Source organism: Vibrio sp. STUT-A11 (assembly GCF_026000435.1).
Classification (GTDB): Bacteria; Pseudomonadota; Gammaproteobacteria; order Enterobacterales; family Vibrionaceae; genus Vibrio.
In genome coordinates this window covers 1351259-1367171 of the sequence record NZ_AP026763.1, presented here as the reverse complement: position 1 = coordinate 1367171, position 15913 = coordinate 1351259, and the positions used below count along the sequence as shown (strand labels likewise).

22 protein-coding genes are annotated in these 15913 nt (G+C 42.6%); 5 read left to right on the top strand and 17 right to left on the bottom strand.

Annotation, left to right across the window (positions count from 1 at the left end; genetic code table 11):
• The first annotated feature begins 163 nt into the window (after positions 1-163).
• From OO774_RS06560 to OO774_RS06550, 3 genes are all read left to right on the top strand, one after another.
• A complete protein-coding gene (locus OO774_RS06560) occupies positions 164-436 on the top strand; it encodes a DUF1778 domain-containing protein (RefSeq protein WP_017420534.1) in 273 nt (90 codons plus the stop codon).
• Positions 433-930, top strand: coding sequence for a GNAT family N-acetyltransferase (locus OO774_RS06555; RefSeq protein WP_017053840.1), 498 nt, complete (start codon positions 433-435; stop codon positions 928-930). Before OO774_RS06560 ends, OO774_RS06555 begins: the two co-directional genes overlap by 4 nt.
• 156 nt (positions 931-1086) lie before the next feature.
• Positions 1087-2286, top strand: a complete 1200-nt coding sequence (locus OO774_RS06550; RefSeq protein WP_263837029.1) for an IS4 family transposase — start codon at positions 1087-1089, stop codon at positions 2284-2286.
• 134 nt (positions 2287-2420) lie between these two features.
• Here OO774_RS06550 and OO774_RS06545 read toward each other — a convergent pair whose 3' ends face one another.
• The 6 genes from OO774_RS06545 to OO774_RS06510 all read right to left on the bottom strand — a co-directional run bounded on the left by OO774_RS06545 (position 2421) and on the right by OO774_RS06510 (position 6225).
• The gene (locus tag OO774_RS06545) at positions 2421-2825 is read right to left on the bottom strand and encodes a hypothetical protein (RefSeq protein ID WP_264905670.1); all 405 of its coding nucleotides are present in this window, start codon (positions 2823-2825) and stop codon (positions 2421-2423) included.
• Positions 2804-3220: a hypothetical protein gene (locus tag OO774_RS06540; protein WP_264905668.1), complete on the bottom strand. Its 417-nt coding sequence runs from the start codon at positions 3218-3220 to the stop codon at positions 2804-2806. The genes OO774_RS06545 and OO774_RS06540 overlap by 22 nt, the downstream gene beginning before the upstream one ends.
• 172 nt (positions 3221-3392) lie before the next feature.
• Entirely contained in the window at positions 3393-3827 is a 435-nt protein-coding gene (locus OO774_RS06535) for a GNAT family N-acetyltransferase (protein WP_264905666.1), read from the bottom strand.
• A 151-nt stretch (positions 3828-3978) separates the two neighbouring features.
• The gene (locus OO774_RS06525) at positions 3979-4770 is read right to left on the bottom strand and encodes a PhzF family phenazine biosynthesis protein (RefSeq protein ID WP_264905662.1); all 792 of its coding nucleotides are present in this window, start codon (positions 4768-4770) and stop codon (positions 3979-3981) included.
• A gap of 821 nt (positions 4771-5591) precedes the next feature.
• Positions 5592-5906, bottom strand: a complete 315-nt coding sequence (locus OO774_RS06515) for a DNA-binding transcriptional regulator (protein ID WP_089202944.1) — start codon at positions 5904-5906, stop codon at positions 5592-5594.
• Positions 5893-6225: a type II toxin-antitoxin system RelE/ParE family toxin gene (locus OO774_RS06510; protein ID WP_264905622.1), complete on the bottom strand. Its 333-nt coding sequence runs from the start codon at positions 6223-6225 to the stop codon at positions 5893-5895. The genes OO774_RS06515 and OO774_RS06510 overlap by 14 nt, the downstream gene beginning before the upstream one ends.
• 224 nt (positions 6226-6449) lie before the next feature.
• On the opposite strand from OO774_RS06510, the gene OO774_RS06505 reads away from it, so the two are divergent.
• A complete protein-coding gene (locus tag OO774_RS06505; protein ID WP_263837029.1) occupies positions 6450-7649 on the top strand; it encodes an IS4 family transposase in 1200 nt (399 codons plus the stop codon).
• A gap of 111 nt (positions 7650-7760) precedes the next feature.
• On the opposite strand, the gene OO774_RS06500 is transcribed toward OO774_RS06505, so the two are convergent.
• The 9 genes from OO774_RS06500 to OO774_RS06455 form a co-directional block, all read right to left on the bottom strand.
• The gene (locus tag OO774_RS06500) at positions 7761-8294 is read right to left on the bottom strand and encodes a GNAT family N-acetyltransferase (protein ID WP_264905660.1); all 534 of its coding nucleotides are present in this window, start codon (positions 8292-8294) and stop codon (positions 7761-7763) included.
• Positions 8291-8560: a DUF1778 domain-containing protein gene (locus OO774_RS06495; protein ID WP_049538644.1), complete on the bottom strand. Its 270-nt coding sequence runs from the start codon at positions 8558-8560 to the stop codon at positions 8291-8293. Before OO774_RS06495 ends, OO774_RS06500 begins: the two co-directional genes overlap by 4 nt.
• A 1381-nt stretch (positions 8561-9941) precedes the next feature.
• Positions 9942-10184, bottom strand: coding sequence for a hypothetical protein (locus OO774_RS06490; protein ID WP_264905656.1), 243 nt, complete (start codon positions 10182-10184; stop codon positions 9942-9944).
• 254 nt (positions 10185-10438) lie between these two features.
• Positions 10439-10828 (bottom strand): hypothetical protein, encoded by a 390-nt coding sequence (locus OO774_RS06485; protein ID WP_264905654.1) that lies wholly within the window; start codon positions 10826-10828, stop codon positions 10439-10441.
• Positions 10828-11034, bottom strand: a complete 207-nt coding sequence (gene yidD, locus OO774_RS06480) for a membrane protein insertion efficiency factor YidD (protein WP_264905653.1) — start codon at positions 11032-11034, stop codon at positions 10828-10830. The genes OO774_RS06485 and yidD overlap by 1 nt, the downstream gene beginning before the upstream one ends.
• A 20-nt stretch (positions 11035-11054) precedes the next feature.
• Positions 11055-11270, bottom strand: coding sequence for a DUF4177 domain-containing protein (locus OO774_RS06475; RefSeq protein WP_264905652.1), 216 nt, complete (start codon positions 11268-11270; stop codon positions 11055-11057).
• Between the two features lie 214 nt (positions 11271-11484).
• On the bottom strand, positions 11485-11877 hold the full coding sequence (locus tag OO774_RS06465; RefSeq protein ID WP_264905649.1) for a hypothetical protein: 393 nt from the start codon (positions 11875-11877) through the stop codon (positions 11485-11487).
• Positions 11878-12034: 157 nt separating this feature from the next.
• On the bottom strand, positions 12035-12448 hold the full coding sequence (locus tag OO774_RS06460) for a GIY-YIG nuclease family protein (protein WP_264905647.1): 414 nt from the start codon (positions 12446-12448) through the stop codon (positions 12035-12037).
• 154 nt (positions 12449-12602) lie between these two features.
• On the bottom strand, positions 12603-13112 hold the full coding sequence (locus OO774_RS06455; RefSeq protein WP_264905646.1) for a CbrC family protein: 510 nt from the start codon (positions 13110-13112) through the stop codon (positions 12603-12605).
• A gap of 152 nt (positions 13113-13264) precedes the next feature.
• Here OO774_RS06455 and OO774_RS06450 point away from each other — a divergent pair, with 152 nt between their 5' ends.
• Entirely contained in the window at positions 13265-14464 is a 1200-nt protein-coding gene (locus OO774_RS06450) for an IS4 family transposase (protein WP_263837029.1), read from the top strand.
• Between the two features lie 694 nt (positions 14465-15158).
• Here the strand turns inward: OO774_RS06450 and OO774_RS06435 are convergent.
• Both OO774_RS06435 and OO774_RS06430 read right to left on the bottom strand, forming a co-directional pair.
• The gene (locus OO774_RS06435) at positions 15159-15461 is read right to left on the bottom strand and encodes a type II toxin-antitoxin system RelE/ParE family toxin (RefSeq protein ID WP_025796191.1); all 303 of its coding nucleotides are present in this window, start codon (positions 15459-15461) and stop codon (positions 15159-15161) included.
• Positions 15449-15706: a type II toxin-antitoxin system Phd/YefM family antitoxin gene (locus tag OO774_RS06430; RefSeq protein ID WP_005398415.1), complete on the bottom strand. Its 258-nt coding sequence runs from the start codon at positions 15704-15706 to the stop codon at positions 15449-15451. Before OO774_RS06430 ends, OO774_RS06435 begins: the two co-directional genes overlap by 13 nt.
• Positions 15707-15913 lie beyond the last annotated feature (207 nt).

Below are 15913 nucleotides of genomic sequence, written 5' to 3'. Positions count from 1 at the left end.
CACCTTACTCACTAAACTTAACGCATAGTAAAAATGCCAAGCGTGCCGAATCACTCTTAAATTGTTTGTTAGTTTGCATGCCAAAGTGACACAGAGATTGCTTATTGCACACTTTAAGACGATAATACACATGTGACATTTTGACACAACAGGAGATAACATTATGGCTACTACTTTGCCTCGCATCACCGCTAGAGTTGATGTCGATACACAAGACTTACTTACTAAAGCTGCCGCGATCGCTGGCATGTCTAGCATCAACTCGTTTGTTCTAAGCGCTGCAATCGAAAAAGCTAAACAAGTCATCGAACGTGAACAGGCTTTAAAACTGAGCCAAGCTGATGCGATGTTGCTTATGGAAGCTTTAGACCGTCCTGCAACACAGAACTCAAAACTAAAAGCTGCTGCTGATCGATACGAGAGCAAAACTCAATGATGAATACGGTACTTCTAGATAAAGCTAAACACGATAGAAACCGATTCAACTGTGGCATCGAAGCTCTCAATAATTACTTAAAAGTAATGGCGAGTCAGCAAGCAAAGAAGGACAACACCAGAACGTTTGTTTTGGAAGATGATAGCGACAACTCACATGTCATCGGCTTTTACACGCTAACAATGACACCAATTGACTTAAAGGCATTGCCTGATAAGTTACAAAAAAAGCACCAATCATCCACCTCTGGTGGTCTGATCGCCCGTCTTGCTGTCGATGACCGATACAAAGGGAAAGGCTTTGGTGAGTGGCTGCTTATCGACGCACTCAGAAAGCTATTAGCCGCTAGTGATAGCGTTGCATTTCCAGTTGTTATCGTTGATGCCAAAGACGGAGCAAAACATTTCTATGAACGCTATGGTTTTCAAGCTTTTCAAGACGCTGAAAACAAACTCTTCATCACCATTGCAGATGTGAGAGCAAGCTTAGGCTAGTTAACCGCTAGCCTTTAGCAAACTAACGCCCAATTCTTACGAATCCCCTCATAATTTCTATATAAAACAATGAGTAGACGCGCATCGCTCATTCTGATCTAATGAATTTCGCCAAAAACACACCTGATTAAATGGATTTAATAGGGAACCCTAACGATGCGCGACATTCAAATTCTACAGCAAACTCTCGAGAATCAATGCCCTGACATTCACAAAAAACGACTGAGATCTCTGATGCTTGCAACCAAAACTGTACTCGACGGCTCTGATCTCACATTGACCAAAATTGGGCGCGCACTCGACACCGATACCACCGTAAAGCATGCGATTAAACGTATCGACCGATTGCTCGGTAATCGCAACCTACACCGTGAAAAAGACGCCATTTATAGGTGGCATGCGTCCTTTATTACCCGTGCCAACCCTTTTCCTGTGGTGCTCGTTGATTGGTCAGATGTTCGTGAGCAGCTACGTTATATGACATTGCGCGCTTCAGTCGCCGTTAAAGGTCGAGCCGTCACGCTTTATGAGCAGGCGTTTGAATACAAAAACTACAACTCTCCAAAGAGCCATCAATACTTTCTCGATAAGCTTCAAACGCTCCTGCCCGAAGGCTGCACTCCTATCATTGTCTCGGATGCTGGATTTAGAAATACATGGTTTCGGCAAGTCGCCAATAAAGGTTGGTTCTGGTTGGGACGCGTACGTGGCGAAGTCTCGATCAAATGTGGTGATGCACCTTGGCAATGGAACAAGACCTTCTATCCTCAGGCAACTGACACGCCGCAGTTTTTAGGGGAAAGCCAATTAGCACGGCGTTCGCCGCTCACATGCTTTGCCTACTTATACAAGAGTCAACCTAAAGGCAGAAAACCCCATCGACACAGCCGAACCTGCCAAAAGCATTCAGCAGGAAAAGTATTCCACAAAGGTGCAAAAGAGCCTTGGCTTCTAGTAACAAACATCCCCAATCAGGTATTGAATGGCGTTAAAATCACTCGCTTATACGCCAAAAGAATGCAGATTGAAGAGTCGTTTCGAGATCTAAAAAGCCCCGCTTACGGATTGGCACTGCGCCACAATCGAACTCGCTGTACGAATCGTATCGATATCCTGCTGCTCATGGCGCTAATGGCAGAAATCATCATGTGGTGGAATGGCTTAATCGCCATGCAAGCTCAATGGCATTATGACTTCCAAGCCAACACCATCAAACATCGCCGAGTACTATCCATCCCTAGACTGGGTAAAGAGGTACGTTGTCATCGGAGATACCAAATAAAAGGATCCCAATATCATTGGGCTATGTTGGAATATCAACGTCTCACACACACTTGTGGCTTAGGTGAATTATGAGGGGATCCGCCAGCGCCGCATTAAGGTGTGAGCAACGCTACCACCACACCTTAATTATTGCGACGTAAACACTTAAGCTAACTTAAATGAAAAATGCCAAGCGTTGGGAATCACTCTTAAATGCTTTGTTATGTTTATTGCATCCTATAGATGTAAACATCATCAATGAAGTGCCCATTTATTGTGTTTTTTGAAAATCTAATGTGATTTATGGATGAGTCCGTCTTAATCATCGTAGACAACAACTGAACCATAGAGTTGTCAGTTGTTGAAACTCCGATGTCACTTAAAGAGATTTTCTGAGATTCATCTGAAATAGCCTTGTTAGCTTCGATAATTCTCTTATAGTATTTCCTAGGTCCCTCTTTACTCACTCTTGGAGAAGCAAAAATTAATTTCCAAGTATGCTCCTCAGGAATAAAAAACCAGAAAGCTGACTGAACGTCAGCCTCTGCAAGATCTAATTGCTTAACTAGCTGAACACCAGAGTTAATCATGGCGTCAGAAAGTGTTTCGCTTACCAATAATTCTTTAACCATACCAATACACCTGAATCTTCATCTGTTATAGCATCGTAGAGGTCTTTTGCTTTAATCTCATCGATGTCCGTTTCATACCTTGTTGTTTCTGACCAGTCTTTAGCCACCGCCCAGTTAACTTTAAATTCCTCGTCTTGGTTTTCTTTTTCGGTTAACTTCTGCTTCAAGCCTGCGACACCAATCAAGTCTTTTAAATTATGAGTATGGCACGCAACCGCTAACTTTTTATCAGGAAAGTCATTTTCTTTCACTTGCATGCAAATTGAAGCTTTCAATGCTGCTTCTAAAGCGTACCCTGAAAGATAGTACGCCCCTTGTGGGCTGCCACCATCCAATAAGAGCTTCGCTTCCTTGAGTCTTATCTCAACTAGACTCTCGAAATCATTCTTATTCATAAAGTTTCACTTACACGTTTTAACTAACTGATACTTTACAGCAAACTCAGGACAAAGACCTCAATAACTTGGTGAAAGTGCCGAAGATAAACATAACGCCGCGTTAAGGTGTGAACAACGCAATCACCAGACCTAAACCATTGTGCCATAATCACAAAACTCAACCTAGAACTCAGAGTGCCAAGCGTTGAGAATCACTCTTAAACGCTTTGTTATGCATATTTTCAAGGTCTAGCTCGATGTTAATTCCACTGATTTGAAAGCCAAATGATCTATAAAATTTTTCTAACCTAGGCTTGTCACCATGCATCCAACCTTTCATTTGGCTACAGCCTTTAGATTTTGAGTGTTCAATAGCACTAGTAAGCAACCGACTTCCGATACCTATATTTTGGAAATTACGCTTTCGCTGAATACTTAGAAATACAGGCATAAAACTAGGCCAGAGATACAGATAGGGATCTTTAACGCATAGATCACAAAGGTCAGCCACTGTTCCTTTTACAAGGATATTGATATAGCCGACTGAATGACCATTTGGAAGTAAGGCTTCTATACGAAATCCATCAACGTCTGTTAATTCAATCACTTCGATATCTATGTCCATATAGACTCCATATGCATAACGCCCAATTAAGGTGTGAAGCACGCAACCACAACACTCAATTTGACCACCGTAACCACTGAACTCGACTCAAACCAAAAATGCCAAGCGTGCTGAATCACTCTTAAATTGTTTGTTATAACGCAGATTTCCACTACACGTAAACTTGCCCTTTGAGATACAAAACACCTTTTCCCGAAATGACTATTGTTTCATCCAACACACTGCACTTCAAAACACCACCTCTTCTTGATGCTTGGTACGCAACTAAATCTGATTTACCTAACTTATCAGCCCAGTAAGGTGCTAACCCAGAATGGATAGAACCTGTTACAGGATCTTCATCACCACCGTTTGCAGGCCAAAAATAGCGAGATATAAAGTCATAGTCATTAGATTTAGAAGTGACAACCACATCCAATGGTGCGAGCTGTTTCAGCTGCTCTGAAACATAAGATACTTCAAGAACATCATGCTCATTATCAAAGACTGCAAAGTATGCTTGTCTATTTCTTAGAACCTCAACAGGCTGTTTCGATAAACCACCTAATAATTGTGCAGGAACACATGATACAGCTTCTGGCTTTTGGTTCGGAAAGGTCATTTCGATTTCGCCATCTGGATTCAGAATGACCGTCAAGTTACCTACTTCACGAGTTATAAACTCGATTTGGTGTGTAACACCAAGCTCATTAAACAACACGAAAGCAGATGCCAACGTAGCATGACCACAGAAGTCAATTTCAGTCATTGGAGAGAACCAACGAATCTCGTATTGATTAGGGCCTACAGCTTTTATATAAGCTGTTTCTGATAGGTTATTTTCAGCTGCAATATTCTGCATTAGATCATCTGAAGGCCACCTTTCCACAGGAATGACCGCAGCTGAGTTACCTTTAAATTGTTGATCTGTAAATGCATCAACTATGAATATATCCATTTTCAACGTACGAACTCCATTTGCGTTATAACGCGCAGTTAAGGTGTGAGGTACGCAACTCCGGTGTCAATGAAACCGCTAATGTCACACGTACCGAATCACTCTTAACGCCCAATTAAGGTGTGAGGCACGCAATACGGTGCTTCCGCATACCACCTTAACCACTAAAACCAACGCATAGTAAAAATGCCACGCGTGCCGAATCACTCTTAAATTGTTTGTTAGTTGCCAAACGCAATTTACTGATTTTAAGACAGTTTAGACTTTGCGAACAAAAAACTTACGTACTTTAGTGCCGTTAAGTCAGGCGTAGTCTCAAAGCGGCTAGTCACTGAAACCACTTGGAACCTACAACATCGCAGAAAACGGACTAGCAACACCAATAAAACCTTTTGGAAAGACAATCTCACAGTGCGGACTTTCAACAAAATCGCTGAAACCACGTGAACTCACCACACCAGAGAAAGCGATCTTTCAGCAAACAGATTAGCTTTTGAGACGGCAAACTCACCGAGCAGTGTTTCAACAAATAATGGCCGTCCGTCTAACCTAAAACCTGCAACACCAAAGAACAAATCTACGGTACAGCAATGCCAAATTTGGATCTTAGCTGAAATATTCAACACTAATTTTGATCGAGAAAAACTCACTCTAACTTTGAGCTTTTACCGCTAGATTATGCAATTTGGCTGCGTTTTCCTCATGGCAACTAACGCCCAATTAAGGTGTGAGCCACGCGACCACAACACTTAATTTGGACGCCATAAACACTGGACTGAACCCAAACCAAAAATGCCAAGCGTGGGGAATCACTCTTAAATTGTTTGTTATAGCTCTGCGATGTGCGACAGAGTTTCTGGGTGACGCTGTACCAATTTTAGAAGAGTAACAGCTTGCCCATTTGGTGCGCTACGCCCCTGCTCCCAGTTTTCTAATGTACGTGATGATGTATGTAGCAAACGTGCAAATACACCACGAGACATATTAAATTGCTCACGAATACTAACAATTTCATCAGGCGAGATGTTTAACTCGCTGATGTCATTAATTTGGTGCGTTTTCAGAGTTACTTTACCCTCTGAATGCTCCTTAGCTTCAACAAGTGCTGAACTTAGTTCTGCAAATAGGTCACGATTGCTCATTGCGCCACGCCTCCATAAAAGTCTTTAACTGTTTCTTTTGATCTGCGGTTAAGTCTGACATTTCATTTTTGCCGTAAATGGTCAGCAAATAGAAACGACGCTTTTCATCGAGGAAGTAATAGATAACACGTGAACCACCACGCTTGCCCTTACCTTTGCTTGCAACTCGAATCTTCCGCAAACCACCTGTACCTTGAATTACGTCACCTTGCTTCGGGTTCGACATAAGTTCAGCTTGGAACAGTCGAAACTCCTCGTCACTGAGGTATTCATTTCGGTACTTTTCAAATATGGTTGATTCAACAAATACACTTTTCATAAGCAAAGTGTACGCAAGTAACGTATGGAAAGCAAACTATACGTGAATAACGTAGCAATTTAATTTGGGAGTGAGAAGCTGACCAGAGCTATAACGCCCTGTTCTTACGAATCCCCTCATAATTTCTATATAAAACAATGAGTAGACGCGCATCGCTCATTCTGATCTAATGAATTTCGCCAAAAACACACCTGATTAAATGGATTTAATAGGGAACCCTAACGATGCGCGACATTCAAATTCTACAGCAAACTCTCGAGAATCAATGCCCTGACATTCACAAAAAACGACTGAGATCTCTGATGCTTGCAACCAAAACTGTACTCGACGGCTCTGATCTCACATTGACCAAAATTGGGCGCGCACTCGACACCGATACCACCGTAAAGCATGCGATTAAACGTATCGACCGATTGCTCGGTAATCGCAACCTACACCGTGAAAAAGACGCCATTTATAGGTGGCATGCGTCCTTTATTACCCGTGCCAACCCTTTTCCTGTGGTGCTCGTTGATTGGTCAGATGTTCGTGAGCAGCTACGTTATATGACATTGCGCGCTTCAGTCGCCGTTAAAGGTCGAGCCGTCACGCTTTATGAGCAGGCGTTTGAATACAAAAACTACAACTCTCCAAAGAGCCATCAATACTTTCTCGATAAGCTTCAAACGCTCCTGCCCGAAGGCTGCACTCCTATCATTGTCTCGGATGCTGGATTTAGAAATACATGGTTTCGGCAAGTCGCCAATAAAGGTTGGTTCTGGTTGGGACGCGTACGTGGCGAAGTCTCGATCAAATGTGGTGATGCACCTTGGCAATGGAACAAGACCTTCTATCCTCAGGCAACTGACACGCCGCAGTTTTTAGGGGAAAGCCAATTAGCACGGCGTTCGCCGCTCACATGCTTTGCCTACTTATACAAGAGTCAACCTAAAGGCAGAAAACCCCATCGACACAGCCGAACCTGCCAAAAGCATTCAGCAGGAAAAGTATTCCACAAAGGTGCAAAAGAGCCTTGGCTTCTAGTAACAAACATCCCCAATCAGGTATTGAATGGCGTTAAAATCACTCGCTTATACGCCAAAAGAATGCAGATTGAAGAGTCGTTTCGAGATCTAAAAAGCCCCGCTTACGGATTGGCACTGCGCCACAATCGAACTCGCTGTACGAATCGTATCGATATCCTGCTGCTCATGGCGCTAATGGCAGAAATCATCATGTGGTGGAATGGCTTAATCGCCATGCAAGCTCAATGGCATTATGACTTCCAAGCCAACACCATCAAACATCGCCGAGTACTATCCATCCCTAGACTGGGTAAAGAGGTACGTTGTCATCGGAGATACCAAATAAAAGGATCCCAATATCATTGGGCTATGTTGGAATATCAACGTCTCACACACACTTGTGGCTTAGGTGAATTATGAGGGGATCCGCCAGCGCCGCATTAAGGTGTGACGCACGCTTGGCTATACTTGAGCGAAGCGAAAATGCCAAGCGTAAGGAATCACTCTTAAATGCTTTGTTATATTCGTAGCCTATTGATTAAAAAGCTGTTCTACCGTTTTCATTGGCAAGAACATACGAATACGCCCATTGTGCTCGCACAATACTTCAAAGCCGAACTTCGTATAGAACGCTTGAGCGGAATCTGTCAGACAGTCCACAACAATTGCGTATGCCCTCATGTGATGATTCACTTCCCACAAGTACTTCAGCGCACGAATTAGACTAACCTTTCCAAGGCCAGAGCCATGAAACTCCTTGTGCACAGCTAATTGAGCCAAAAGAAAAACAGGGACTGGATATTTAGGAAGTTTCTTTGCTAGTTGTGCCGGTAATGTTTCTCGGCTAATTGAACTCGGGGCAACACTATAAAATGCACAAATAGCGAATTTTTGATTTATCAGTGGTTGAGCACTAGGTAAAACCATTGTTCGACTAATACCTGCCTGCATGTGCTTTGCAGCTTGAGTTTTGATAAATGTGTTTAGCTCTTGCTCACCACAGTCAAATGAGTTGCGGTCATGCTTTGATTTACTAAGTTCTACGAACTCTTTACCCCAACTCACTTAATACCACTCTCATCTGCAAATTTGGCAGCTTCAAGCAACGCTTGATTCGGTGCTTTTGCTTTATTGCATGCAGCCATAAACTCGTCAAAGACACTGTCTTTAACCATAATACTTTCATGCTCCTCAATAACGTGAGTCGCATCTTCGTCCATAAGCCTCACTACATATTCAGTGAGACTTTTTAAACCAAGTAAAGCCGATGCTTTTTCGGCTTTTGCCTTGATCTCTTCATCAAGGCGGATATCTAAACGTGCTGTTGCCATAACCCCTCCTATGTACGGATTTATTCCGTAACCTGAAAGATTATAGTGCAAACTTAAAGCACATTCAATTTGTACGGATAGTTTACGGAGCAAGAGAGAATATAACGCCCAATTAAGGGGTGAGCAACGCTACCACCCAACCTAACGCATTGTTCCGTAACCACTAAATTGGAAGTAGTACCAAAAATGCCAAGCGTTGGGAATCCCTCTTAAATTTTTTGTTATGTTTTACCACAAATAACTGATTTAATTGGCAAAGAACTACTTTGTTGACCACGTTTCAAGAAGCAAGTCACACACCCAAACTCACTTGGCCGACAGATGCACGAAACACGAAGCGCGTAATTCCATTTCCCTGCCCAATGAGGCAACCCGACTTAGCTTCAACAAGCACCCTCTCTTTCCAACCAAAGCGCAGAACAATGGCAAATTGCCGAGGCAACTGCCAAGCCGACATGCTACTTGGCAAATACGCCCAAAGCGACTTAGAGCCAGCGAGATTTGAAACCAACCGCCACGACCTGAAAATGAAGCAACTCACGAACATTGACATGTTTTACAGGCTGAGAAATTCAAGAATTTGGACCGACAATGCGGATTTGCTGAGGCAACTCGAACGAACTGCTAAAGGGACAAAGAACAGAGATCAAAGAATTTTTAAGCCATTGAAATACAAGTAAACATAACGCCGCGTTAAGTGGTGAACAACGCCAACCACCAAACTTAAACCATTGTACCTTAAACACTTAAGCTGACTTGAACTAAAATCACCAAGCGTTGTGAATCCGTCTTAAACGCCTTGTTAGGCGAAGTGTCCCACCAATGTTTAAGGTTGTTTGAAAGCAGATTACCCGAAACAAAATAAGCAACCAAACACCCACTGACTCTTTGTGATTCAAGAACCATAAAAGCCACTATATTTCAGCCGAAGTTTCGACAACCACGAAATACAGACTTTCAGCAACAAAGCTGCTTTTGAGGAGGCGAAACGAAAAGCTACGAACTTAAAGCGAGAACGAAAACCTCGATTAACTTGCCCTTTCCACACTTTGAGCCAGTGAAACTCACAACCAACCGACTATGAAAACCAATGAGGCAACCCGCAAACCTTGGCATGTTTTACGGCCAGAGAGATTCAAGAATTTGAACCGACAATCTTGAATTGCCGACTTAGAAAAACGAATACTCAAATAGAACTAAGAAGATAAGAACAAAGAACTTCCCTGCCCGTCGCCTAACGCCCAATTAAGGGGTGAGCAACGCTACCACCCAACCTAAAGCATTGTACCGTAACCACTAAAACTGAAGTAGAAGCGAAAATGCCAAGCGTTGGGAATCCCTCTTAAATTGTTTGTTAGCTTTTCAGGCCTTAATGAACAGATTATTGAAACTCTGTACCATGATTTTCTAAACTTTCATTACCACAAACAGTACAAACTACGTATCTATCTGTTAACTCCAAGGAAGCACCCGCTGGCAAAGAAGCAGCTGAACCACTAAAAAAACCGTCTAAAAATGCTTTGAACTGTTCTTTTTTCGACTTTCCGTATTTTGATGGCTTTTGCCTCATCACCTCTTTATGCTCAGTGTCCTTGCCACATTTGTCACAAAATCGAGTATTCATCCTAATCTCCCGCAAACTAATAGATTCTAGATACTAACGCATTGAGTTGCACATGCGTATGTAACAACACCTACGTTTTCTGATTTCATGTAGTTTGCGACTGAGTTCAAAAGAAAGCTAACGCCGCGTTAAGGGGTGCCGGCACGCAATACAAAAGCTACCGCAAAGCGCCGTAAACACTGAACCCAACGCATACTAAAAATGCCACGCGTGCCAAATCCCTCTTAAACGCTTTGTTATACAGCAATTTCCACCTAGTATCTTCGTACGTCATTGAAGATTTCACAAGACAGCTTATAGTTGTACTGTCTTACAATCTTCTGCGAAAAAAACAGTTGTGGCAATTCATAGATTACTAGTAATGCGAGGATAAGAAATGCGCTAGGGTGACCTAGAACAAGGCCAATGATACTTACTATTAACATTGTCAGTTCCAATGCAAATAACGCATATTTACCTAGGTAACAGTGGTGAAAACCACCAAGGAAGAACCAGTTCAACGTTGCATAGGTGTCCGGGTCCTTGAGCTTTTTAGACTGACGTTCATAGAATTCTTTTTTTTGGCTTTCAGGTAATGAATTTACCTGCTTTCTCAGCAGTTCTTCGTTTTGTTCTAACTGTTCAATCGGTTCAAATAAGCGCATTACGGCACCTCATCATATATTTTTTCAATGAGGTCAGGTTGGTTACACCGCTTAATTCTTGCCAAACCAAGTTTCCAACCTTTTACAACCCCATACTTTGCAATACATTGCTTGGTGTACTCAGAGCAAGTAGGCTCAAAATTACATTCAATATTCAACAATTGCTTTGAACCACCGCTAGCTTGATAGCGATGGATCAATTTCAAAGAGATATACTTAAGCAAACTTAGCGGCCAAGGGTAATAATCACAGCCTCGCGATTCCAAAACAGCATAAAGCGTTTTTGTTCAACGACTTGAAATACAACTTGCCAACCATCTTGTGCATATTTGTTCAGCTCTGCTTCCATTTTTTGCACAGGCAAACCGCTTGCGCCTAGCAGGATTGTGCCACAGCCACCCTCTACAATATGAACCACTTTATATTCTGTAAACTTTGTCATTTATATAACCAACTAATTTAATAAAAACAAGATGTTACAACAAGCAACCAAATGCATCAAGATGAACAGCGTGACGTTTGCTGTATAACGCCTTGTTAAGGTGTGAGGCACGCAATACCGATGCTTCTGCATACCACCTTAACCACTGATGCCAACGCATAGTAAAAGTGCCACGCGTGCCGAATCACTCTTGAACAATTTGTTATGAAAGATTCTATTTAACTCCCTGAATCAAGATTATTGCGAACAAGGCCACATCCACTATTACATGCATTACCACAGTGAACTCTAATCTGAACTTAACCTTTCCATCACGAAAGCGAGATTTGAAACTGTCGGACAAGTCTTCACTAGTAGCCTGTCGGCACATTTCATCATGTAACAATATGGACACTTTTGTTGCGCTGTATATTACCGACAGGTTGGCGGCAAAAAATACAGCAAGGCCGAGAACAATTAACCAAGCCTCCTCTGGTGAAAACTTGGGCTGTTCTCCAGAAAAAAGCCAACCACAAACTGCGAAAACCGCCACAGACCAAAAAGTCCAATATTGATTAACTCTAGATTCTACAGATTCCCTACAGCTAAATAACTCAGAAAATGTCATTGAAAATTCCTTTTTCATAACGCCCAATTAAGGGGTGAACAACGCCTCCACCCAAACCTAAAGCATTGTGCCATAAACACTAAAACTGAAGTAGAAGCAAAAGTGCCAAGCGTTGTGAATCCCTCTTAAATTGCTTGTTATGTGCGTACTTTGTATTTTAAAAACTAATACTCGCCGCAATATTAGCCAAATGTTTCTCATACCTTTTTGCCAACTGCTTTGGCCCTAAACGTATAGCTTGCTCTAGAGATAAAGTACCATCTTGGATCTGCTGAAAAGTATAAAAATGCGAGCCTAGATCGGTAACACAATGTTCAGAAACAAAATGCTCAATTTCATGCGAAGGTTCGAACCACTCTCCATGCACTCTTGTACTGGCAAACAGTGTATGCAATTCAGTTTCGGTAAAATCTGTACCAAAATACGCTCCGATGAACACTAACTCATCCGGAGAGCCAGTCTGCAAATGTCTCATACGTTCGTCGATCAACCACTGAGTTGAACCTATTTTTATCCTTTTAGTAAGCTCGCCTTGGATAAAATAGACTATTGGTCGTTCAAATACCTTCACTTGATGTACCTCTCCACGTTGTAGCACATAACGCCGCGTTAAGTGGTGAGCAACGCAGACCACCACACCTAAACCATTGTGCCGTAAACACTAAAGCTGAATCAAACCGAAAATGCCAAGCGTTGGGAATCCGTCTTAAACGCTTTGTTATGTGCTAGTTGCAATCGAAAAACCAATATTTCCGTTTACCAAGACTAAACAAATATACTGATACATTACCAGCCTCTGTGTAATTCTTAAGCCTTTTATTCGGTAACGTTGCCCATAACCAATCAAAGTCTACATCGGTATCTTCCGGAATATAAACTTCGATAAATTCTTGTTTATCTGTGAAGTCCTCTTTTGAAGCTATTCGCTCAAAAACTGGATACTGGCCACCAATAAATGGCCACTCATGATCTTGCCAACATGGTAAGGAGGGAGTTTTATAGGTGATCGTCTTTGAATCTTCTGTATCAGTCTCAGCGCAATCGTTAGGTTCAATTTCTAGTTCTATCAAAGCGCCAGAAGACAAACAAGAATCACAAATACACTCGATGTCAGTTTGCCCTGGGTACATTCCAGCGTCAAACCATATGCCTACTTTAAAACAAACTGAGCACTGTGTTGGCTCGTCAATCCTGAATGCAAAGTTCTCCGTATCAGAGAAAAACTCAAATTTCATTTGTACTCCTTCTGGCACATAACGCCCTGTTCTTACGAATCCCCTCATAATTTCTATATAAAACAATGAGTAGACGCGCATCGCTCATTCTGATCTAATGAATTTCGCCAAAAACACACCTGATTAAATGGATTTAATAGGGAACCCTAACGATGCGCGACATTCAAATTCTACAGCAAACTCTCGAGAATCAATGCCCTGACATTCACAAAAAACGACTGAGATCTCTGATGCTTGCAACCAAAACTGTACTCGACGGCTCTGATCTCACATTGACCAAAATTGGGCGCGCACTCGACACCGATACCACCGTAAAGCATGCGATTAAACGTATCGACCGATTGCTCGGTAATCGCAACCTACACCGTGAAAAAGACGCCATTTATAGGTGGCATGCGTCCTTTATTACCCGTGCCAACCCTTTTCCTGTGGTGCTCGTTGATTGGTCAGATGTTCGTGAGCAGCTACGTTATATGACATTGCGCGCTTCAGTCGCCGTTAAAGGTCGAGCCGTCACGCTTTATGAGCAGGCGTTTGAATACAAAAACTACAACTCTCCAAAGAGCCATCAATACTTTCTCGATAAGCTTCAAACGCTCCTGCCCGAAGGCTGCACTCCTATCATTGTCTCGGATGCTGGATTTAGAAATACATGGTTTCGGCAAGTCGCCAATAAAGGTTGGTTCTGGTTGGGACGCGTACGTGGCGAAGTCTCGATCAAATGTGGTGATGCACCTTGGCAATGGAACAAGACCTTCTATCCTCAGGCAACTGACACGCCGCAGTTTTTAGGGGAAAGCCAATTAGCACGGCGTTCGCCGCTCACATGCTTTGCCTACTTATACAAGAGTCAACCTAAAGGCAGAAAACCCCATCGACACAGCCGAACCTGCCAAAAGCATTCAGCAGGAAAAGTATTCCACAAAGGTGCAAAAGAGCCTTGGCTTCTAGTAACAAACATCCCCAATCAGGTATTGAATGGCGTTAAAATCACTCGCTTATACGCCAAAAGAATGCAGATTGAAGAGTCGTTTCGAGATCTAAAAAGCCCCGCTTACGGATTGGCACTGCGCCACAATCGAACTCGCTGTACGAATCGTATCGATATCCTGCTGCTCATGGCGCTAATGGCAGAAATCATCATGTGGTGGAATGGCTTAATCGCCATGCAAGCTCAATGGCATTATGACTTCCAAGCCAACACCATCAAACATCGCCGAGTACTATCCATCCCTAGACTGGGTAAAGAGGTACGTTGTCATCGGAGATACCAAATAAAAGGATCCCAATATCATTGGGCTATGTTGGAATATCAACGTCTCACACACACTTGTGGCTTAGGTGAATTATGAGGGGATCCGCCAGCGCCCTGTTAAGGGGTGAGCAACGCAATACCGATGCCGCCGCATAACACCTTAATCACTAAAACCAACGCACAGTAAAAATGCCACGCGTTGTGAATCCCTCTTGAACAGTTTGTTAGTACGCTGTCCGTTAACCTTTGGCATACGCCAAGATATTGAAATATAGCACGAAACTTTTGGCTTAAAACGCAGAAGCTAAAGGGACAACAGCCAAACTAGAACTCAATCTCAAAACGCAAGTTGGCGAGAAGAAAAACTTGCTTAACTTCCCTATTTTCGCCGTTTTCAAATTAACAAAGGATACGAGCTTCAGAACTAAACGACAGCGCCAGAAAAACTCAGTTTTTGATGAAAATTTCCCAACATCAAAGAAACCACACCAAAGAAATAGCCCGAAAGTTAGAAACCGTAAACGGTGAAATCAACGCGAACACAACTCATATAGTGCCACCGGAAAGAACGTGAAAGGCACATTTGACCAGGTGTAAAGCTAGGAAAAAACCAATAAACACCGAAAATTTTACCGTTGATGCCAATCCAGTACTAACGCCTTGTTAAGGGGTGAGCAACGCAATACCAAAGCCGCCGCATACCACCTTAACCACTAAATTCAACGCATAGTAAAAATGCCACGCGTTGTGAATCCCTCTTGAACAGTTTGTTAGCCGCTCATTCCCAAAGGTTATTGCTTACTCAACAAGAACTTACGCAAATCTCTCTCCGCACGCATAACAAACAGAATAAACACTTTGTCACCGTCTTGTTTATAGAAAACACGACATGGATTAACGACAACTTCACGATAACTTAAATGTTCTAGTTCAGGTGGAATACGACCTGACTCTGGGAAAGTTTGTAGGCGTTCGACTTTGGAGAAGATCGTTTGCACTAACTGCTTTGCAGCTACGATATTTTCCAGTGCTATGTATTCAGCGATATCGTTGAGGTCAGATAACGCTGGCTCAGTCCAGATTACTTCAGCCATTTTGACATTTTGTCCTTGGCTTCATCATGACTTGCCACTTTACCATCAGCTAGTGCACGCTCACCTCGTGCAATACCCTCAAGAATAGCTAAACGATTTTGCATAAACTCGTAGTCATCAACATCAACTAAATACGCGGATGGCTTACCATGCTCAGTAATTAACACTGGTTCTTTGGTGTCGTGGAGATCGGCGAGGATCTTAGTTGCTTGACGTTTGAGTGATGTAACTAGTTCTACTTTCATGAGAGCTGCTCCAAAGGAATACTAAAGTGATACTATTCTATCACTTTGAGTATAGCAAGCTCCATGACGGCTAACGCCCAATTAAGGGGTGAGCAACGCTACCACCCAACCTAAAGCATTGTACCGTAACCACTAAATTTGAAGTAGAAGCAAAAATGCCAAGCGTTGGGAATCCCTCTTAAATTGTTTGTTATGTTTTACCACAAA

Coding starts and splice junctions, on each gene's coding strand:
- OO774_RS06515 (WP_089202944.1), bottom strand. CDS start 5,906: ATGAGCAATCGTGACCTATTTGCAGAACTAAGTTCAGCACTTGTTGAA.
- OO774_RS06490 (WP_264905656.1), bottom strand. CDS start 10,184: ATGAATACTCGATTTTGTGACAAATGTGGCAAGGACACTGAGCATAAA.
- OO774_RS06550 (WP_263837029.1), top strand. CDS start 1,087: ATGCGCGACATTCAAATTCTACAGCAAACTCTCGAGAATCAATGCCCT.
- OO774_RS06505 (WP_263837029.1), top strand. CDS start 6,450: ATGCGCGACATTCAAATTCTACAGCAAACTCTCGAGAATCAATGCCCT.
- OO774_RS06540 (WP_264905668.1), bottom strand. CDS start 3,220: ATGAATAAGAATGATTTCGAGAGTCTAGTTGAGATAAGACTCAAGGAA.
- OO774_RS06450 (WP_263837029.1), top strand. CDS start 13,265: ATGCGCGACATTCAAATTCTACAGCAAACTCTCGAGAATCAATGCCCT.
- OO774_RS06465 (WP_264905649.1), bottom strand. CDS start 11,877: ATGACATTTTCTGAGTTATTTAGCTGTAGGGAATCTGTAGAATCTAGA.
- OO774_RS06545 (WP_264905670.1), bottom strand. CDS start 2,825: ATGGTTAAAGAATTATTGGTAAGCGAAACACTTTCTGACGCCATGATT.
- OO774_RS06430 (WP_005398415.1), bottom strand. CDS start 15,706: ATGAAAGTAGAACTAGTTACATCACTCAAACGTCAAGCAACTAAGATC.
- OO774_RS06435 (WP_025796191.1), bottom strand. CDS start 15,461: ATGGCTGAAGTAATCTGGACTGAGCCAGCGTTATCTGACCTCAACGAT.
- OO774_RS06555 (WP_017053840.1), top strand. CDS start 433: ATGATGAATACGGTACTTCTAGATAAAGCTAAACACGATAGAAACCGA.
- OO774_RS06495 (WP_049538644.1), bottom strand. CDS start 8,560: ATGGCAACAGCACGTTTAGATATCCGCCTTGATGAAGAGATCAAGGCA.
- OO774_RS06485 (WP_264905654.1), bottom strand. CDS start 10,828: ATGCGCTTATTTGAACCGATTGAACAGTTAGAACAAAACGAAGAACTG.
- OO774_RS06455 (WP_264905646.1), bottom strand. CDS start 13,112: ATGAAATTTGAGTTTTTCTCTGATACGGAGAACTTTGCATTCAGGATT.
- OO774_RS06475 (WP_264905652.1), bottom strand. CDS start 11,270: ATGACAAAGTTTACAGAATATAAAGTGGTTCATATTGTAGAGGGTGGC.
- OO774_RS06535 (WP_264905666.1), bottom strand. CDS start 3,827: ATGGACATAGATATCGAAGTGATTGAATTAACAGACGTTGATGGATTT.
- OO774_RS06510 (WP_264905622.1), bottom strand. CDS start 6,225: ATGAAAAGTGTATTTGTTGAATCAACCATATTTGAAAAGTACCGAAAT.
- OO774_RS06560 (WP_017420534.1), top strand. CDS start 164: ATGGCTACTACTTTGCCTCGCATCACCGCTAGAGTTGATGTCGATACA.